At 71.3% G+C, this 16639-nt stretch carries 19 protein-coding genes; 7 read left to right on the top strand and 12 right to left on the bottom strand.

What is annotated here, in order from left to right:
* Positions 1-18 precede the first annotated feature (18 nt).
* From HFP15_RS27150 to hisD, 4 genes are read right to left on the bottom strand one after another with little or no spacing between them, the layout of a single operon-like run.
* Entirely contained in the window at positions 19-177 is a 159-nt protein-coding gene (locus HFP15_RS27150; protein WP_168519584.1) for a CG2302 family histidine operon protein, read from the bottom strand.
* Complete coding sequence (gene hisB / locus HFP15_RS27145; protein ID WP_168519583.1) at positions 174-773, bottom strand: imidazoleglycerol-phosphate dehydratase HisB; 600 nt, start codon at positions 771-773, stop codon at positions 174-176. Before hisB ends, HFP15_RS27150 begins: the two co-directional genes overlap by 4 nt.
* On the bottom strand, positions 770-1867 hold the full coding sequence (locus HFP15_RS42975; protein ID WP_168519582.1) for a histidinol-phosphate transaminase: 1098 nt from the start codon (positions 1865-1867) through the stop codon (positions 770-772). Before HFP15_RS42975 ends, hisB begins: the two co-directional genes overlap by 4 nt.
* Positions 1864-3189 (bottom strand): histidinol dehydrogenase, encoded by a 1326-nt coding sequence (hisD, locus tag HFP15_RS27135; RefSeq protein ID WP_168519581.1) that lies wholly within the window; start codon positions 3187-3189, stop codon positions 1864-1866. The genes HFP15_RS42975 and hisD overlap by 4 nt, the downstream gene beginning before the upstream one ends.
* A gap of 78 nt (positions 3190-3267) precedes the next feature.
* On the opposite strand from hisD, the gene HFP15_RS27130 reads away from it, so the two are divergent.
* Both HFP15_RS27130 and HFP15_RS27125 read left to right on the top strand, forming a co-directional pair.
* Positions 3268-4065, top strand: a complete 798-nt coding sequence (locus HFP15_RS27130) for a carbon-nitrogen hydrolase family protein (RefSeq protein ID WP_168519580.1) — start codon at positions 3268-3270, stop codon at positions 4063-4065.
* 72 nt (positions 4066-4137) lie between these two features.
* A complete protein-coding gene (locus tag HFP15_RS27125) occupies positions 4138-4785 on the top strand; it encodes a VC0807 family protein (RefSeq protein WP_168519579.1) in 648 nt (215 codons plus the stop codon).
* On the opposite strand, the gene HFP15_RS27120 is transcribed toward HFP15_RS27125, so the two are convergent.
* Positions 4782-5387 (bottom strand): LuxR C-terminal-related transcriptional regulator, encoded by a 606-nt coding sequence (locus HFP15_RS27120; RefSeq protein ID WP_246272066.1) that lies wholly within the window; start codon positions 5385-5387, stop codon positions 4782-4784. The two genes, HFP15_RS27125 and HFP15_RS27120, sit on opposite strands and share 4 nt — an antisense overlap.
* Positions 5388-5471: 84 nt before the next feature.
* On the opposite strand from HFP15_RS27120, the gene HFP15_RS27115 reads away from it, so the two are divergent.
* The 3 genes from HFP15_RS27115 (at position 5472) to HFP15_RS27105 (ending at position 8412) form a co-directional block, all read left to right on the top strand.
* Positions 5472-6515 (top strand): type VII secretion protein EccE, encoded by a 1044-nt coding sequence (locus tag HFP15_RS27115; RefSeq protein ID WP_246272065.1) that lies wholly within the window; start codon positions 5472-5474, stop codon positions 6513-6515.
* 102 nt (positions 6516-6617) lie between these two features.
* Positions 6618-7307 (top strand): S1 family peptidase, encoded by a 690-nt coding sequence (locus HFP15_RS27110; protein WP_168519628.1) that lies wholly within the window; start codon positions 6618-6620, stop codon positions 7305-7307.
* Positions 7308-7326: 19 nt separating this feature from the next.
* A complete protein-coding gene (locus HFP15_RS27105; protein ID WP_168519577.1) occupies positions 7327-8412 on the top strand; it encodes a dihydrofolate reductase family protein in 1086 nt (361 codons plus the stop codon).
* Here HFP15_RS27105 and HFP15_RS27100 read toward each other — a convergent pair.
* The 4 genes from HFP15_RS27100 to nadA are packed head-to-tail and all read right to left on the bottom strand — an operon-like array spanning position 8390 to position 13189.
* Entirely contained in the window at positions 8390-9673 is a 1284-nt protein-coding gene (locus tag HFP15_RS27100) for a sensor histidine kinase (RefSeq protein ID WP_246272064.1), read from the bottom strand. The genes HFP15_RS27105 and HFP15_RS27100 overlap by 23 nt on opposite strands.
* 23 nt (positions 9674-9696) lie before the next feature.
* Positions 9697-10548 (bottom strand): carboxylating nicotinate-nucleotide diphosphorylase, encoded by an 852-nt coding sequence (nadC, locus tag HFP15_RS27095; protein ID WP_168519576.1) that lies wholly within the window; start codon positions 10546-10548, stop codon positions 9697-9699.
* Positions 10545-12182, bottom strand: coding sequence for an L-aspartate oxidase (locus HFP15_RS27090; protein WP_168519575.1), 1638 nt, complete (start codon positions 12180-12182; stop codon positions 10545-10547). The genes nadC and HFP15_RS27090 overlap by 4 nt, the downstream gene beginning before the upstream one ends.
* On the bottom strand, positions 12179-13189 hold the full coding sequence (gene nadA, locus HFP15_RS27085) for a quinolinate synthase NadA (protein ID WP_246272063.1): 1011 nt from the start codon (positions 13187-13189) through the stop codon (positions 12179-12181). Before nadA ends, HFP15_RS27090 begins: the two co-directional genes overlap by 4 nt.
* A gap of 111 nt (positions 13190-13300) precedes the next feature.
* Between nadA and HFP15_RS27080 the strand changes: the two genes are divergently transcribed.
* Positions 13301-13939 carry an NUDIX hydrolase gene (locus HFP15_RS27080; RefSeq protein WP_312871764.1) on the top strand — a complete coding sequence of 213 codons (639 nt, stop codon included), beginning with the start codon at positions 13301-13303 and terminating at the stop codon, positions 13937-13939.
* A 34-nt stretch (positions 13940-13973) separates the two neighbouring features.
* Positions 13974-14690, top strand: a complete 717-nt coding sequence (locus HFP15_RS27075; protein WP_168519573.1) for an LON peptidase substrate-binding domain-containing protein — start codon at positions 13974-13976, stop codon at positions 14688-14690.
* Positions 14691-14769: 79 nt separating this feature from the next.
* Here the strand turns inward: HFP15_RS27075 and HFP15_RS27070 are convergent, their stop codons facing one another.
* The 3 genes from HFP15_RS27070 to bioB form a co-directional block, all read right to left on the bottom strand.
* Positions 14770-15306, bottom strand: coding sequence for a DUF2567 domain-containing protein (locus HFP15_RS27070; RefSeq protein ID WP_168519625.1), 537 nt, complete (start codon positions 15304-15306; stop codon positions 14770-14772).
* Positions 15307-15378: 72 nt separating this feature from the next.
* Positions 15379-15579 (bottom strand): biotin synthase auxiliary protein BsaP, encoded by a 201-nt coding sequence (bsaP, locus tag HFP15_RS42970; RefSeq protein ID WP_246272062.1) that lies wholly within the window; start codon positions 15577-15579, stop codon positions 15379-15381.
* A 2-nt stretch (positions 15580-15581) separates the two neighbouring features.
* Positions 15582-16598 (bottom strand): biotin synthase BioB, encoded by a 1017-nt coding sequence (bioB, locus tag HFP15_RS27065; protein WP_168519572.1) that lies wholly within the window; start codon positions 16596-16598, stop codon positions 15582-15584.
* Positions 16599-16639 lie beyond the last annotated feature (41 nt).

Here is a 16639-nt window from a genome sequence, read left to right as displayed (position 1 = left end):
ATTTCCTGCGAACAGTCCCTAGCCGACGAACCAGATGATGGCGCCGCCCAGCGCGAGCAGGGCGGCGACCATCAGGAGTCCGGCCAGCAGCTTGGCCGTCTTCCACGTGCTGTAGACCCCGCCGGCGAGGAATCCCGCCACGGCGAGCAGGATGATCCCGACGACCTCCTTGCTCACAGCACTCCCTTGGTCGACGGGATGCCGCCCGCGCGCGGGTCGGCTTCGGTGGCCGCGCGCAGTGCCCTCGCGACCGCCTTGAACTCGGCTTCGGTGATGTGGTGCGGGTCCCGGCCGTGGACGACCCGCACGTGCAGCGCGATCTGCGCGTGGAACGACAGCGAGTCGAACACGTGCCGGTTCAGCACGAACGGGTAGTTGCCGCCGATGGTGAACGTGTTGAACTCGGCAGGCTCGCCCACGTGCACGCAGTACGGCCGCCCCGACACGTCGATCGCGGCGTGGGCGAGGGTTTCGTCCATCGGGATCCACGCGTCGCCGAAGCGGCGGATGCCCTTCTTGTCCCCCAGCGCCTGCCGCAGCGCCTGCCCCAGCACGATGGCGGTGTCCTCGACCGTGTGGTGCGCGTCGATGTGCACGTCACCGGTCGCCTCGATCTTCAGATCCAGCGAACCGTGCACGCCGAACGAGTGCAGCATGTGGTCGTAGAACGGCACGCCCGTGGAGACCTCGACCTCCCCGGTGCCGTCGAGGTCGAGCACGACCGAGATCGAGGACTCCTTGGTGGTCCTGGAAACCTTGCCGACCCGGGTCACCGGGGCACCTCCTTGCTCGCCGCCAGGAAGGCGTCGTTCTCCTCCGGGGTGCCGATCGTGACGCGCAGGTGCCCTTCGATACCCACGTCCCGGATCAGCACTCCGGCATCCACATAGGACTGCCAGCTGGCCTTGGCGTCGTTGAACCGTCCGAACAGGACGAAGTTGGCGTCACTGGGCACCGGGGTGAAACCCAGTCCCAGCAAGGCTTCCACCACCCGGTCCCGCTCCGCGGCGAGCTTCGCGACCGTCGCGAGCGTCGCGTCGGCGTGCCGCAGCGCGGCCCGCGCCGCCGCCTGCGTCAGCAGCGAGAGGTGATAGGGCAACCGCACCAGCTGCAGCGCGTCCACGACCGCGGGCGCCGCCGCGAGATAGCCCAGCCTGCCGCCCGCGAACGCGAACGCCTTGCTCATCGTGCGCGACACGATCAGCTTGGCCGGGAATTCCGCCAGCAGCCGGGTGGCGCTGGGCTGCGAGGAGAACTCCGCGTAGGCCTCGTCCACCACCACGATCCCCGGCGCCGCGCGCAGCAGGGATTCCAGCTCCGCCAACGGAATCGAGCCGCCGGTCGGATTGTTCGGGCTCGTCACGAACACGACGTCGGGCTTGCGCTCGGCCACGATCTCCGCGGCCCGCGCGGTGTCCAGGGTGAAGTCCGCCCGGCGCGGCGTCGGCGCCCATTCGGTGCGCGTGCCGGCCGCGATGATCGGGTGCATCGAGTACGACGGCTCGAAGCCCAGCGCGGTGCGGCCGGGCCCGCCGAAGGCCTGCAGGATCTGCTGCAGCACCTCGTTGGAACCGTTGGCGGCCCACAGGTTGCGCTCCGACAACGCCACGCCCGTCGAGCGGCTCAGGTAGCTCGCCAGATCCTGCCGCAAGGCGATCGCGTCCCGGTCCGGGTAGCGGTGCAGCCCGGCGGCGGCCTCGCGCACCGCCGCGGTCACGTCGTCGACCAGCTCGGGCGGCGGCGGGTACGGGTTCTCGTTGGTGTTGAGCCGGACCGGCACGTCCAGCTGCGGCGCGCCATACGGGCTGCGGCCGCGCAGGTCCTCGCGCAGCGGCAGGTCGTCCAGCGTCACATCGTCGGTGCTCACGAAGCTCCTCGCGTAAAGCGCGCCGTCACGGCCTCACCGTGGGCGGGCAGGTCCTCGGCGTTGGCCAGCGCGACCACCTTGTCCGCCACCTCGCGCAACGCCTGTTCGCTGTAGTCGATCACGTGGATGCCGCGCAGGAAGCTCTGCACGGACAGCCCCGAGGAATGCCGTGCGAAACCGCCGGTGGGCAGCACGTGGTTCGAACCGGCGCAGTAGTCGCCGAGCGAGACGGGCGCGTACGGCCCGACGAACACCGCGCCCGCGTTGCGCACCCGCGCCGCGACCTCGCGCGCGTTGGCGGTCTGAATCTCCAGGTGCTCGGCCGCGTAGGCGTCGACCACCTTCAGCCCGTCATCCACAGTGGACACCAGGACGACGCCGGACTGCTTGCCCCGCAACGCTTCCCCGACGCGTTCGGTGTGCTTGGTCGCGGCGACGCGGGAGTCCAGCTCGCGGTCGACCGCGTCGGCCAGCTCGGGTGAGGTGGTGACGAGCACGCTCGCGGCGAGCGTGTCGTGCTCGGCCTGGCTGATCAGGTCCGCGGCGACGTGGCCGGCGTCGGCGGTCTCGTCGGCAAGGATCGCGATCTCGGTCGGCCCGGCCTCGGAGTCGATGCCGATGATGCCGCGCAGCATGCGCTTGGCGGCGGTCAGGTAGATGTTGCCGGGACCGGTCACCATGTCGACCGGGGCCAGCTCGCCGCCGTCGGTGTCGGTGCCGCCGTAGGCCATCAGCGCCACGGCCTGCGCGCCGCCCGCCGCCCACACCTCGTCCACGCCGAGCAGCGCGGCCGCGGCCAGTGTCGCCGGGTGCGGCCTGCCGCCGAACTCGGCCTGCGGCGGCGTGCACAGCACGAGCGAACCGACGCCCGCGGCCTGCGCCGGCACCACGTTCATCACGACGCTGGACGGATACACCGCGAGCCCGCCCGGGGCGTAGAGCCCGACGCGCTCGACCGGCACCCAGCGCTCGGTGACCGTGCCGCCCTCGGCGACCTTCGTGGTCACGTCGGCGCGGCGCTGGTCGGCGTGCACCTTGCGGGCCCGCGCGATGGCCTCCTCCAGCGCGGCGCGCACGGCCGGGTCGAGCTCGGCCAGCGCCTTGTTCAGCTCCGCGGCGGGCACCCGCACGGTCGACGGGCGCACCCGGTCGAACTGCTCGGTGTACTGCAGCACCGCTTCGACACCGCGGTCGCGCACCGCCTCCACCACCGGGCGGACCCGATGCAGCGCGGCGTCCACGTCGATCTCGGCGCGGGGCAGCGTGGTGCGCAGCTCGGCGGCGGACGGGACCTTTCCACGCAGGTCGGTGCGGTTCAGCATGGGTCTAGGGTACGAGCCGGGAGGTCACCCGCGACGACCGGCCGGGCGCGGGTGCCCCGCACCACACGGGAGGTTGCTGTGCTGCGCGTCGGCTTGTGTCAGGTCACATCGGGCGAGAACCCGGCCGGGAACATCGAACTGATCCGCGAGCAGGTGGCCAGGGCCGCGGCCGAGGGCGCTCGCGTGGTCGTGTTCCCGGAAGCGGCGATGGCGCGGTTCGGCGTTTCGCTGAAACCGCTGGCCGAGCCGCTCGACGGGCCGTGGGCCAAGGCGGTGGCCGGGATCGCGACCGAGCACGACGTGCTCGTCGTCGCGGGCATGTTCACGCCGGCCGACGACGGGCGCGTGCGCAACACGCTGCTCATCACCGGTCTCGGCGAGCACCGCGGCTACGACAAGATCCACCTCTACGACGCGTTCGGCTTCCGCGAGTCGGATACGGTCGCACCGGGTGAGGAGGTCGTGACGCTCGATGTCGACGGTGTCACGCTCGGCTTCGCGACGTGCTACGACATCCGCTTCCCCGAACTGTTCCGCCGCCTCGGCGACCACGGCGCTTCGGCGATCGTGGTGCCGACGTCCTGGGGCGCGGGCGAGGGCAAGCGGGAGCAGTGGGAGGTGCTGGTGCGCGCCCGCGCGCTGGACTCCGGCTGCTGGGTGCTGGGCTGCGGGCAGGCCGATCCGGCCGCGACCGGCACGACGGTGAACCCGAAGGCACCGACCGGCATCGGCTACTCGATCGCCGCGGACGGTTTCGGCAAGGTGCACGCGCAACTCGGGCCGGGGCCGGAGATCGTCGTCGTGGACGTCGATCCGGCCGTAACGGACAAGGCGCGCGCGGCGACGGGAGCGCTGGCGAACCGCCGCCTGGGCTAGACGGCAACCTCACAGGCGCTACGGCTACAGTGGGCGCTCCCCGCCAAACCCCCCGCAGAAAATGCCGCGTAGATGCCCCCACACCTCACGGTCCACCTGCCCGCTTTCGGTTCGCTGCTGCGGCACGCCGGAAAGCATTTGCTCGAATCGACAATCGTGCCGCTCGGCCTGTTCTACGTCATGCTCACGCTGGTGAGCTTCGACGGCGGGCTGATCGCGGCGCTGGCCTGGTCGCTGCTGGCGCTGGTCCGCCGCGTCGTGCTGCGCCGCCCCATGCCCGCCGTACTCCTGCTGACCACGACGCTGCTGGTGGCCAGGACGATCCTCGGCCTGGCCACGGGAAGCGCGTTCCTGTACTTCCTGCAGCCCACCTTGCAGAACTTCCTGATCGCCGTCGTGCTGGTGGCCTCGGTGCCGCAGCGGCGCCCGTTCATCGCGAAGCTCGCCGACGACTTCTGCGCGTTCCCCGACGCGCTCAGCAGGCATCCGCGTGTGCTGGTGGTGTTCCGGCAGCTGTCCCTGCTGTGGGCGCTGGTGTTCGTCACCAACGGCGCCGTCACGCTGTGGATGCTCGCGCAGCGCACCATCGGGAACTTCCTGCTGGTCTCCACGGCAGGCTCGTGGAGCATCATCGGGCTGGCGATCGTGGTGTCGCTGCTGTGGTTCCGCCGCGCGCTGCGTGGTGAGGGCATCGCCCTGCGGATGGGCGCTCCCGCCTAGGTGATGCCCTCCTCGATCGCGAACCGCGTCAGGTCGGGGCGGCGGCGCCGGCCCGTCTTGTCGCGGATGCGTTCGAGATAGGAGCGCACCGTACGGACACTGATCGACATGGCCTCGGCGATGTCGGCGTCGCGTTCCCCCGCCGCGACGAGCGAGAGCACCTGGCGCTCCCGCTCGGACAGGATGCTTTTCGCGCCACGCGTGGAGTTCAGCAGGAACGACGCGAGTGCCGGCGAGACGTAGGTGCTGCCCGCCGCGATCTCCCGCACCGCCCGCAGGATGTCCGCCCCGTCCGCGTCCTTCGACAGGTACCCGCGTGCCCCGGCGGAAATGGCGCCGAGCACCTCCTCCTGGCCCGCGTGCGCGGAGACGACGAGTACCTTGTGCCCCATCCCGACGACCTTCTGCACCGCCGCGGAATCGGTGACACCACGCAACTTCAGATCAAGGACCACAACGCATCCGGCTGGTTCCCGCGCCGCCGCGAACGCGGGCACCGAATCGGCCACCGGGGCCAGCTCGATGTCCTCGGCCTCCGACAGGACCCGGGCCACCGCGGCACGGTACAGCGGGTGATCCTCGATCACGCCCACCCGAATCATCTGCCCTCCTGTGGACATTTCTACCGGCAGAAAACGCCACGCAGGCGTTTATTCTGTACCAGAAAGCAACGAGAGGCGTCGAATTTGACCACCGCCGATGCCCGCATCCCGGGTTTTCCCGGGGACGGCGACGCACACACCAGCCGGACCGGCAGGCTCGCCGCACGCATGCTACCGATCCGGCTGACCCAGCTGGCGGCCTGGGAAGCCGCGATCGTCGCGATCCCGCTGACGTTCGGGCTGGTCGGCCTGCCGGGGCGTCTCGCGATCGGGATCGCCGCACTGCTCGTCGTCGCCACCACGTCGGTCCGCGTCGCGGGGCGGCATTTCGCGGGCTGGACGCTGACCTGGATCTCCTACCGGCTGCTGCAGCACGACGACCGCAAGCTGGCCCGCGATCCGCTTCTCGTGCTGGTGCCGGATTTCCGGATGCGCCAGCACATCGACCGGGCGGGCAATCGCTACGGGGTCGTGGGCGTGGGCGACGGGTGGAGCGCGGTGCTGCGCGTGCACGGCGAACCGGATGTCGAGGCCGTGTCCGAGCTGCTGCGAAAAGCCTGCGATGACGCCGAAATCCCGCTCGCCGGCGCGCAACTCACGATCCGCACCGACGGCGTGGCCAGGGCGTACCTGGTTGCGGTGCGTTACCGGCCCGCCGACGCGCCGCTGGCCGCACTGTCCCGGGGCCGCGGCGAACTCGGCGAACTCCGCGCCACCACGCGTGCGGCGCTCGGCGTGCTGGGCACGCTCGCCGAGGCCGGTTACCGCGCCTCGGTGCTGGAAGCCGGTGAGCTGGCGGCCGAACTGCGCACCAGCCTCGGCGGACCCGGCCCGGACGCCGTGGTGGACGACGGCTGGCACGCGTGGTCCGCGGGCACCGTCAGCCACGCCGCTTTCGCCGCGAACGCCGACGCACTCGGCGCGCACGCCCGCGGTGCGCTGTTCACCGTCTCCTCCCGCACGCTGATCCGGACGCCGGGCGCGGGCGTGCGGGAGGAAATCACGGTGCGCGCCGCCGCCGGGCACGCCCCGCCGGCCACCCGGGACTTCGACGTCCCCGTCGTTACGCTGTACGGGCGTCAGGAGCCCGCCGTCCGACGCAGTCTCCCACTCGCCCTCACCCGCTGAAACGCTTTCCCGACTTCCGTAGGTACCTCGTTATCCGGCAACGAAATACGTTCGGCGTGTCGTTCTTCCCTTCAACGCCGGAGGTAATTTCCCATGCGAAAGATGGGTGCGATCCTGCTCGCCGCGACGGCCATCGCGGGCGCGGGCACCGTGACCGCGCAGGCCGCCGAACCCCTCATCATCGGTGGCGACACGGTGAGTTCCGCGCCGTGGGGCGCCCAGATCTACTGGAACGACGCCACCGACTTCGGCGGTTTCAACTGCTCCGGAACGATCATCGCCGCACAGTGGGTGCTCACCGCCCAGCACTGCCTCAACGATCCCGGAATGCACGTCAAGGTGGGCAACGTAGCGCTCGGCCAGGGCACCGAAGCGGCCGTGGACAAGCAGCTGGCCTCACCCAACGGCGACATCGCGCTGCTGCACCTGTCCAGCGCGGTCAACACGACCTACATGCGCCTGGCCGACAGCGACCCGGCCGTCGGCGACACCAACCAGATCTACGGCTGGGGCCGCACCCAGGGCAGCAATCCGCCGTCGGACACCCTCAAGACCGCGGACGTGCGCGTGACCGGCGACGGCACCGACGCCTACGGCGGCGACGCGATCACCAGCAAGGGCGTCACCGGTTCCTCCTGGCACGGCGACTCCGGCGGCCCGCAGCTCGCGAACGGCAAGCAGGTCGGCGTGTGCTCGACCGGGGAGAACGACGGCACCCAGACCGACGGCACGCAGAACTACGCGAAGATCTCGGCCAGCCGCGCCTGGATCAAGCAGACGGCGGGAGTGTGACCTGTGGGAAGGTAGCCGGGTGAGCAAGCGCCCGTATGTCCTGGCCTCGGCCGCGATGTCCCTCGACGGCCGTCTCGACGACACCAGCGACACTCGGCTGCTGCTTTCCAGCTCGGCGGACTTCACCCGCGTCGACCGGGTTCGCGGCAGTGTGGACGCGATCCTGGTCGGCGCGAACACCATCCGCGCCGACAATCCCCGGCTGCTCTCGGCGTCCGGTCCCGATCCGGTGAAGGTCACGCTGACCTCGACCGGCAACCTCGACCCGGACGCCAGGTTCTTCACCACCGGCGACGCCGCCAAACTCGTCTACGCGCCCACCCCGCTCGTGCCCGGTCTGACCGAACGGCTGCCCCGCGCCACCGTCGCCGACGCCGGGGACCCGTTCGATCTCCACCGGATGCTCGCCGATCTGGCGGCGCGCGGCATCGGGCGGCTGATGGTCGAGGGCGGCGAGCGCGTGCACACCATGTTCTTTACCGAGGACGTCGTCGACGAGTTGCATCTGGTGGTGGCGCCACTGTTCGTCGGGGACGAGCACGCGCCGCGCTTCGTCGGGCCCGGCAAGTACCCGCAGGGCCGGATGCTGCTGGCCGAGGTGCGGCAGCTGGAGGACGTGGTGCTGCTGCGGTACCTGACGGGACAGGCGGCCAAGGACCACGCGCGGCTGCGTGAGGCGGTCGCGCTCGCCGACAACTGCCCGCCGTCCACGACGTTCCGCGTCGGCGCGATCGTCACCGACGCCGACGACCGGGTGCTCGCCACCGGATACTCGGGCGAGACCGATCCGCACGATCACGCCGAAGAGGTGGCGCTGGCCAAACTCGGCGACGATCCCGGGCTCGCGACGGCCACGATCTACAGCTCGCTGGAACCGTGCAGCTCCCGCACCTCGCGGCCGAAATCCTGCACGCGGCACATCCTCGAGGCCGGGATCCCCCGCATCGTCTTCGCCTGGCGTGAGCCCGCCGTGTTCGTGGACTGCGTCGGCGCGGAAACCCTGCGCGCGGCCGGGCGCGAGGTGATCGAACTGCCCGAACTCGCGGACCTGGTCAAGCACACCAACAGTCACCTGCCCGGGGTCACTGCGGAACCCACATCGTGACGCGGGTACCGCGCCCCGGTGCCGACTCGATGCGTGCCCAGCCGCCGACCTCCGCGAGGCGCGCCTTCATCGACTCGCTCACCCCGAATCCCGGCGGCCGCTGGTCCTCGTCGTAGCCGACGCCGTGATCCCGCGTGATCACCACGATCCCACCGTCGCATTCCTCCATCCGCACCACGACCTCGCGCGTGCCCGCATGCTTGATGGTGTTCCGCAACGCCTCCCGCGCCGCGTCGCGCACCGCCGTGCGCCGGGCCTCGGACAGCCGGTCGTCGCCGATGTCGGACAGCGCCAGCTCCGCCCGCAAGCCTTCGCGAGCCATTTCCGCCGCCAGCGCGGCGAGTTCGGCGGACAGGCCGTCGGTGCTTCCAGTGTCGGTCAGCGCGCGGCGCAGCTCAGCGGCCTGTGCCCGTGCGGTCACGCGCAGGCGGGCGAGCTGGGGCCCTGGTTCGGTCTCGTCGGCGCGCACGCCGACCGCCATCGCCTCGAGCCCCTGCAGCACGGTGTCGTGCAGCACGCGTTCGGTGCGGACCCGCTCGGAGTCGTGGCCGATCCGCAGCCCGATGGCGAGCGCGATCCTGGTCGCGAGGCCCAGCAGGATGAGCGCGCCGGTCGCGGTCACGACGGCGGCCAGCAACAGGCCGGACGCGTTGACCAGGCTCGCCACATCGCCGCGGCCGATCCGCTCGCCGGGCGTGAGCGTCAGCACCAGGCAGCGCAGCACGACACCGGCCACGGCGACCAGCACACCGGCCACCACGCCGTGGCACATCGTCCACAACGCGACCGTGCCGGTCAGCGACACCAGCGCCACCGAACCGCCCGGCGGGCTCACCCCGCCCAGCGCGCACACCGCGATCGTCAGCACGGCGTCGGCCGCCAGCAGCGACCACGTGACGCGTCCGCTGCGGTCCTGCACTCGCAACCGCACGGTGACACCCGCGATGTTGCCTGCCACGGCGACCCAGGTGATCACGGTCAGCGTGGGCGCGGCGCCGTAACCGACGGCCACCGACAGCCAGGCCACGGGCAGCAGCACCGTCCGGTACGCCAGCGGCAGGAGCACGGCGTAGCGCGTGGCCCTGATCATCAGCGGTTCGACACGCGCGGACATCCGGCTCGCGGCCATGGCCCGCATGCGCCGCACCGGGGGTAGTGGCTCGGGATCGCCGACCTCGGGCGGCATGTCCTCCGGTGTGGACGCCAGTACCGGCGCACCGCGCCGGAGCAGCGCCGTCAGGAACGTCGACCCCCGCGCCAAAATGGACCCCCCGAAGCCGTGCGTCAGTGCAAGTCGAGGCCGAGGTCCAGGGCCGGCGAGGAGTGCGTGAGCGCCCCTACCGCAAGATAATCCACGCCCGTCCGTGCATATGCACGGGCATTCTCCAACTTGAGTCCGCCGGAGGCCTCCAGCCGGGCCTTCGACCCCACCTCGTCACGCAGCCGCACGGCCTTCGCGCAGTCGCCGGTGGTGAAGTTGTCCAGCAGGATCTCGTCGGCCCCCGCGGAAAGCGCTTCCTCGAGCTGGGCCAGCGTGTCCACCTCGACCTCGCACGGCAGTTCGGGCGCGTGGCGCCGCACCGCCTCCAGCGCGGCGGTGACCGAACCGGCGGCCACGACGTGGTTGTCCTTGATCAGCACCGCGTCGCCGAGCGCCATCCGGTGGTTGACGCCACCGCCGCAGCGCACCGCGTACTTCTCCAGCGTCCGCAGACCGGGCAACGTCTTGCGGGAGTCCCTGATCCGGCAGTCCGTACCGTCCACTTCGGACACCCAGGCGGCGGTCGCGGTGGCGATCCCGGACAGGTGGCACACCAGGTTCAGCGCCGTCCGCTCGGCGGTCAGCAGGCCGCGCACCGAACCGCGCACGACCAGCGCGGGCTCGCCCGCGGTCAGCACGCTGCCGTCCTTGCGCGCGGCGAGCACCTCGTAGCCGGAGCCGAGCACCTCGTCGAACACGGCCAGCACGGCGGCCACCCCGGCGAGCGTGCCCGGTTTGCGCGGGACGATCTCGGCGAGTGCCGTGGCGTCGGCGGGCACCGTGGCTTCCGTGGTGGCGTCCGGGCCGTATCGCAGGTCCTCGGCCAGCGCGGTCTTCACGACGCGCCGCAGGTCTTCGATCTCCTGGTCGTTCATGCCACTCCCTCCGCGGCGATGGGGTCGGCCAGCACGGGCTGCCCGGACGGGCTGAGCCGGATGAGCTGGCTGCGCTGCCAGGTCGCGTCGTCCCGTTCGGGGAAGTCGGCGCGGACGTGGCAGCCACGCGATTCGGTGCGCCGCCCGGCGGCCGCGACGAGCGCCTGGGCGACCAGGGTCAGCGCCGCATCCTCCGCCTCGCGGTGCGAGCGCACCAGCTTGTCCTCAATGGACAGATCAAGCACAGAGCCGAGCACCGCGAGCCCATCGGAGTCGCGGCCGATGGCGGCGTAACGGCTCATCACCCGCTGCAACGCGTCTCGCTCCGCGACCGGCACCGGCCGCGGCCGCGGCGCGCTCGCCTGCCTCGGATCGGCCAGCGACCCGGTGGCGAGATCGGCCGCGACGGCATCGGCGGCCGCGGTACCGGCCACGAGCCCTTCCAGCAAACTGTTGGAGGCCAAGCGGTTCGCCCCGTGCAGCCCGGTGCGCGCGACCTCGCCGGCGGCGTAGAGCCCGCGCACCCCGGTGCGGCCGTCGGTGCCGGCCAGCACCCCACCGCAGGCGAAATGTGCCGCCGGGGCAACGGGAATCGGGTCGCGCGCCGGGTCCACGCCGATGGCACGGCATGCCGCGTGGACGGTCGGGAACCGGCTCGCGAACTCCGCGATTGCCGTGGCGTCAAGGAAAACGTGGTCGTCCACGCCGCTGGGCGCCTCCACCATGCGGCGCGTGATGGCCGCCGAGACCACGTCGCGCGGCGCGAGATCCAGCAGCGGGTGCACGCCTCGCATCACCGATTCGCCCGCACCGTCGAGCAGCACCGCGCCCTCGCCGCGCACCGCCTCGGTGACCAGCGGGCAGCGGCCCCGCGCGCCCGGGGTGTAGAGCACCGTCGGATGGAACTGCACGAACTCCAGATCCGCCGCCTGCGCACCGGCCCGCAACGCGAGCGCGAGCCCGTCGCCGGTGGCGATCTCGGGATTGGACGTGGCCTGGTAGAGCTGACCGAGACCGCCCGTCGCGAGCAGCACCGCCGGAGCGCGCAGCACGCCCGGAACCCCGTTCGGGTCCAGCACCGTCACGCCCGCGACGTCGCCGAGCGGGGTGAGCAGCGCGTCGAGCGCGATGTGCCGCTCGAGCACGGGCAGCCTGCGCCCGGTCGCCTCGGCGACCAGCGTGCGCTCCACCTCGGCGCCGGTCGCGTCGCCGCCCGCGTGGATCACGCGGAACGCGCTGTGCCCGCCTTCGCGGGTACGGGCCAGCAGTCCCGGCGCCGCGGGGTCGAAGCGGGCCCCGACCTCGCGCAGCCACGACACGGCCTTCGGCCCGCCGTGCAGGATCGCCGCTACCGCGTCGGGTTCGCACAGGCCGGCGCCGGCGATGAGGGTGTCCTCGACGTGGCGCGCGACGGAGTCACCTTCGTCGTGCTGGTCGTCGAGCACCACGGCGACGCCGCCCTGCGCCCAGCGCGTGTTGCCGTCCTCGACCGCGGCCTTGGTGACGACGAGGACGCGCAGCCCGAGTTCCTGTGCCCGCAGCGCGGCCGTCAGCCCCGCCACGCCACTGCCGAGGACGAGCAGATCCGCCCTGGCTTCCCACACCGGAGTTTTCGACTGAAAGTCGCTAATCATTCGCCGCCGCCGGGCTTGCCGATCTCGATCATCCGCTGCACCGAGGCCCGCGCCCTGGCCGCGGTGTCCGGGTCGACGTGCACCTCGTCGGCGCCCTCGCGCAGCGCCCGCAGCAGCGCGGCGGGGGTGATCATCTTCATGAACCGGCACGACGCGCGGTCGTTCACGGCGCGGAAGTCGATCTCCGGGGCGGCCTTGCGCAGCTGGTGCAGCATGCCGACCTCGGTGGCGACCAGCACCGTGGTCGCCTTGGTGTCGCGGGCCTCGTGCACCATGTCGCCGGTGGAGAGGATCTTGACCTTCTCGGCGGGCACGGTGCCCTCGCCGGCGAGGTAGAGCGCCGAGGTGGCGCAGCCGCATTCGGGGTGGATGAACAGGTCGGCGTCCGGGTTCTCGGCCGCGCGCTGAGCCAGCTCCGGGCCGTTGATGCCCGCGTGCACGTGGCACTCCCCGGCCCAGATGTGGATGTTCTCCCGGCCCGTCTCACGCTTGACGTGCGCGCCGAGGAACTGGTCCGGACAGAAGAGAACCTCCTGGTCGGCGGGGATCGAGGCCACCACGTCGACCGCGTTCGACGACGTGCAGCAGATGTCGGTCTCGGCCTTGACCTCGGCCGTGGTGTTGACGTAGGAGACGACCACCGCGCCGGGGTGCTCGGCCTTCCACTCGCGCAGCTGCGCGCCGGTGATCGAGTCGGCGAGCGAGCAGCCCGCGCGCGCGTCCGGGATCAGCACCGTCTTCTCCGGCGCCAGGATCTTCGCGGTCTCGGCCATGAAGTGCACACCACAGAAGACGATCGTCGAGGCGTCGCTGGCGGCCGCGATCCGGGACAGGGCCAGTGAGTCACCGGTGTGATCGGCGATGTCCTGGATCGCCGGCGCCTGGTAGTTGTGCGCGAGCAGCACCGCGTCCCGTTCACGGGCCAGCTTGCGCACCTCGTGCGCCCACGCCTCGTCCGGTTCGACGCCGGTGTACGGCGCGAGGTCCTGCACAGCCATGCCGGGCATACGCCCCTCCTAGACCAGCTCCTAGTTTTCGCCTTACAATCGAAAACCGTGCGTAGCCATATTAACAGCAGCTCCCCGTTGGCACACGAGGTTTTGGCGGCCGTATTACAGGTGCGTTACGCCACACTGAGAGTGCTGCTGTGGCGTCGCGCGCTCGATCCACATCTGGGCCGCTGGTCGCTGCCGGGCGGGCGGCTGCGGCCGGACGAGGACGTGGAGACCTCGATCCGGCGGCAGCTCGCGGAGAAGGTCGACATCCGCCAGCTCAAGCACGTCGAGCAGCTCGCCGTGTTCAGCGCGCCCGACCGGGTGCCCGGGCCACGCGTGGTGGCCACGGCGTTTCTCGGGCTGGTGCCCTCCGACGTGGACCCGGAGGTCCCCGAGGACACCGCGTGGCACGAGGTGGACAACCTGCCGCGCACGGCGTTCGATCACCGGGAGATCGTGCTGAAGGCGCGGGACCGGCTGCGCTCGAAGCTGAGCTACACCAATGTCGGTTTCGCGCTCGCCCCGCACGAGTTCACGATCTCGGCCCTGCGCGAGATCTACTCGGCGGCGCTCGGCTACAAGGTGGACGCGACGAACCTGCAACGCGTGCTGTCCCGTCGTGGCCTGCTCGAACCGACCGGCCACACGGCACCGTCCGGCCGCGGCGGCGGGCGCCCGGCGGCACTGTTCTCCTTCGGCTGCGAGGGAATCCGTGTGACAGACCCGTTCGCGGTGTTCCGGCCGCCACCGTCCCGGCGCTGAGCGGAATACCGGGTTTGGAAGTACCGTGTAGGCCGTGACGGATGCGGAACAACCGGACGGCGACAAGGTGACCTTGCCGCTGTTCCCGCTGCAAACCGTGCTCCTGCCGGGCGCCGTGTTGCCGCTGCACCTGTTCGAGCCGCGCTACCGGCAACTCGCCGTCGATCTGCTGACCGGCGCCGTGCCGGACCGGCGCTTCGGCATCGTCGCGATGCGGACCGCGGCCGTGCGCGAGGTGGAGACCGTAGACCACGTGCACACGGTCGGCTGCACGGCGCTGCTCGGCGACAGCAAAAGACTGCCGGACGGCCGGTTCGACATCGTCACCACCGGCGAGCGGCGCTTCCGGCTGCTCGACGTCGACCACACCCGCGCGCCCTATCTGGTCGGCACTGTCGAATGGCTGGCCGACGAGCCCATGCCCACCGGCGCATCCGAGGCGACGGCGCGGCTGTCCGAGGCGGCCCGCTCGGCGTACCGGCGTTACTGCGAAGCGGCGTGGGAACGTGACTCGTGGTCCAGTCCGGCGCCGGACACCGCCACCGATGAACTGAGCTACCTGCTCGCCGCGGACTGTCTGCTGCCCCTGGCAGACCGGCAGCTCCTGCTGGAGGAAACACACCCGCTGCGCCGGCTGCGGAAGGTCTGCCGCCTGCTCTCCCGCGAGGCCGGATTCCTGTCCACACTGCACGCCGTGCCCGCGCCGCCGCCCGATCTGCCGACGGTGACGACCCGGGCGAGCCTGAACTAGCCCCGACCCGCCCGCATTCCCCGTCCTGGCACGGAGACCCAGGCAGTCCACTTCGGACAGATCGTGGGTGCCCCTGGCTCTACCCCAGCCTCCGGCCGAGGTCGTCGCGGCCGTTCCAGCCCGCGAGCAGGCCGTACACGATCGCGGTCGCCAGCGGCTGCAGCACGATGACCCAGCCCGATTCCAGCCGCGGCGCCTTGTCGATCACGTCGCCCACCTTCGGTGCCGTCGCGACCGTGTACAGGCTGTTCGCGAACGCGCCGCCCATCATCACGGCGAGCCAGCCCGCCAGCAGACCGCCGAGCGCCGCCGCGATCATGATCACCGGGCCGCGGCGCTCACGCAGCAGCCACAGCACCGCACCCGTGACGATGCCGGCGCCGAGGCCGAGCATGCCGAAGATCGCGATGTCGTCGAAGCGGTGCCAGCTCTCCAACTGCAGCGGGATGAGCTGGTTGCCGTCGAACACCCGCACCCGCTCGGGCGGGGCGAGCCTCGACCAGATCCAGCCGAGCGGGATGCCGATGAGGCCGATCAGCGACAGCACGCTGATCGCGGGCAGCAGATCGGCCTTCACGATCACACGCGGAGGCTGCCGGGGCAGGCTGAACACCATCCTCGGACCTTCGATCGGGCCCTGCTCGGCCACTGCGTGTCTCCCTCTCACCGCGCTGCTGGCACAGGGAGACTAGCTGGTGCCCTCGCTCGTGTACTCACCGTGTCGGCTGCAACGCGCCGACCATCCCGTCGGGGTCACCTGGACGACCATCCGGCGGGCGCACTGCGCGCAGAAACGCGGCGGTTCCAGCGTCGTCCTCGGGGTGCGGCACGACGTGTGGTCGCCGCTCGCGGGGTGCCCGCAGTGGACGCAATACGCCTGCCCGGTCATGGTCACAACGTCTCGCTCAGCGCCTTGATCGGCATCTTCAGCTCGTCGAGCATCTCCAGGTCCGCGCTCGCCGGGCGGCCGAGGTTGGTCAGGTAGTTGCCGACGATGATCGCGTTGATCCCGCCGAGCATGCCCTGTTCGGCGCCGAGGTCGCCCAGCGTCAGCTCACGACCGCCGGCGAAGCGCAGCATCGTGCGCGGCATCGCGAGCCGGAACGCGGCGACGACCCGCAGCGCGTCCTTGCCCTCGACGGTCTCGTAGTGCTCGTACGGCGTGCCCGGCTGCGGGATGAGGAAGTTCATCGGCACCTCGTCGGGCTCCAGCTCGGCGAGCTGCACCGCGAACTCGGCGCGCTGCTCGACGGTCTCGCCCATGCCGATGATGCCGCCGGAGCAGACCTCCATCCCGGCGTCGCGCACCATGCGCAGGGTGTCCCAGCGCTCCTCCCACGCGTGCGTGGTCACGACCTCCGGGAAGTGCGAGCGGGCGGTCTCGAGGTTGTGGTTGTAGCGGTGCACGCCCATCTCGACCAGCTCGTCGACCTGCTCCTGGGTGAGCATGCCGAGCGAGCAGGCGATCTGGATGTCGTTGCCGTCCTCGCGGATCGCCTTGACGCCCTCGCGCACCTGCGAGAGCAGCCGCTTGTCCGGGCCGCGCACGGCGGCCACGATGCAGAACTCGGTGGCGCCGGTCTCGGCGGTCTGCCGGGCGGCCTTGACCAGGCCGGGGATGTCCAGCCAGGCCGAGCGCACCGGCGTGGGGAACCGGCCCGACTGCGAGCAGAAGTGGCAGTCCTCGGGGCAGCCGCCGGTCTTGAGGCTGACGATGCCCTCGACCTCGACCTCGGGGCCGCACCAGCGCATGCGCACCTCGTGCGCGAGCGCGAGCAGGTCGGACAGCCGGTCGTCCCCCAGGCGCAGCACGTCGAGCACCTGCTCCTGGGACAGGCCGACGCCGCGTTCGAGGACCTGCTCCCGGGCGACGGCGAGCACGTCGGTCTGTTCGGGCGCTGAGGTCACGGACTTCTCCTCTTCGAGCGACTGCGGTCAGCTAGTCATGC

Source organism: Amycolatopsis acididurans (assembly GCF_012328925.1).
Classification (GTDB): domain Bacteria; phylum Actinomycetota; class Actinomycetes; order Mycobacteriales; family Pseudonocardiaceae; genus Amycolatopsis_E; species Amycolatopsis_E acididurans.
The sequence above is the reverse complement of the archived record's forward strand: the minus strand, read 5'-3'. Positions and strand labels throughout refer to the sequence as shown.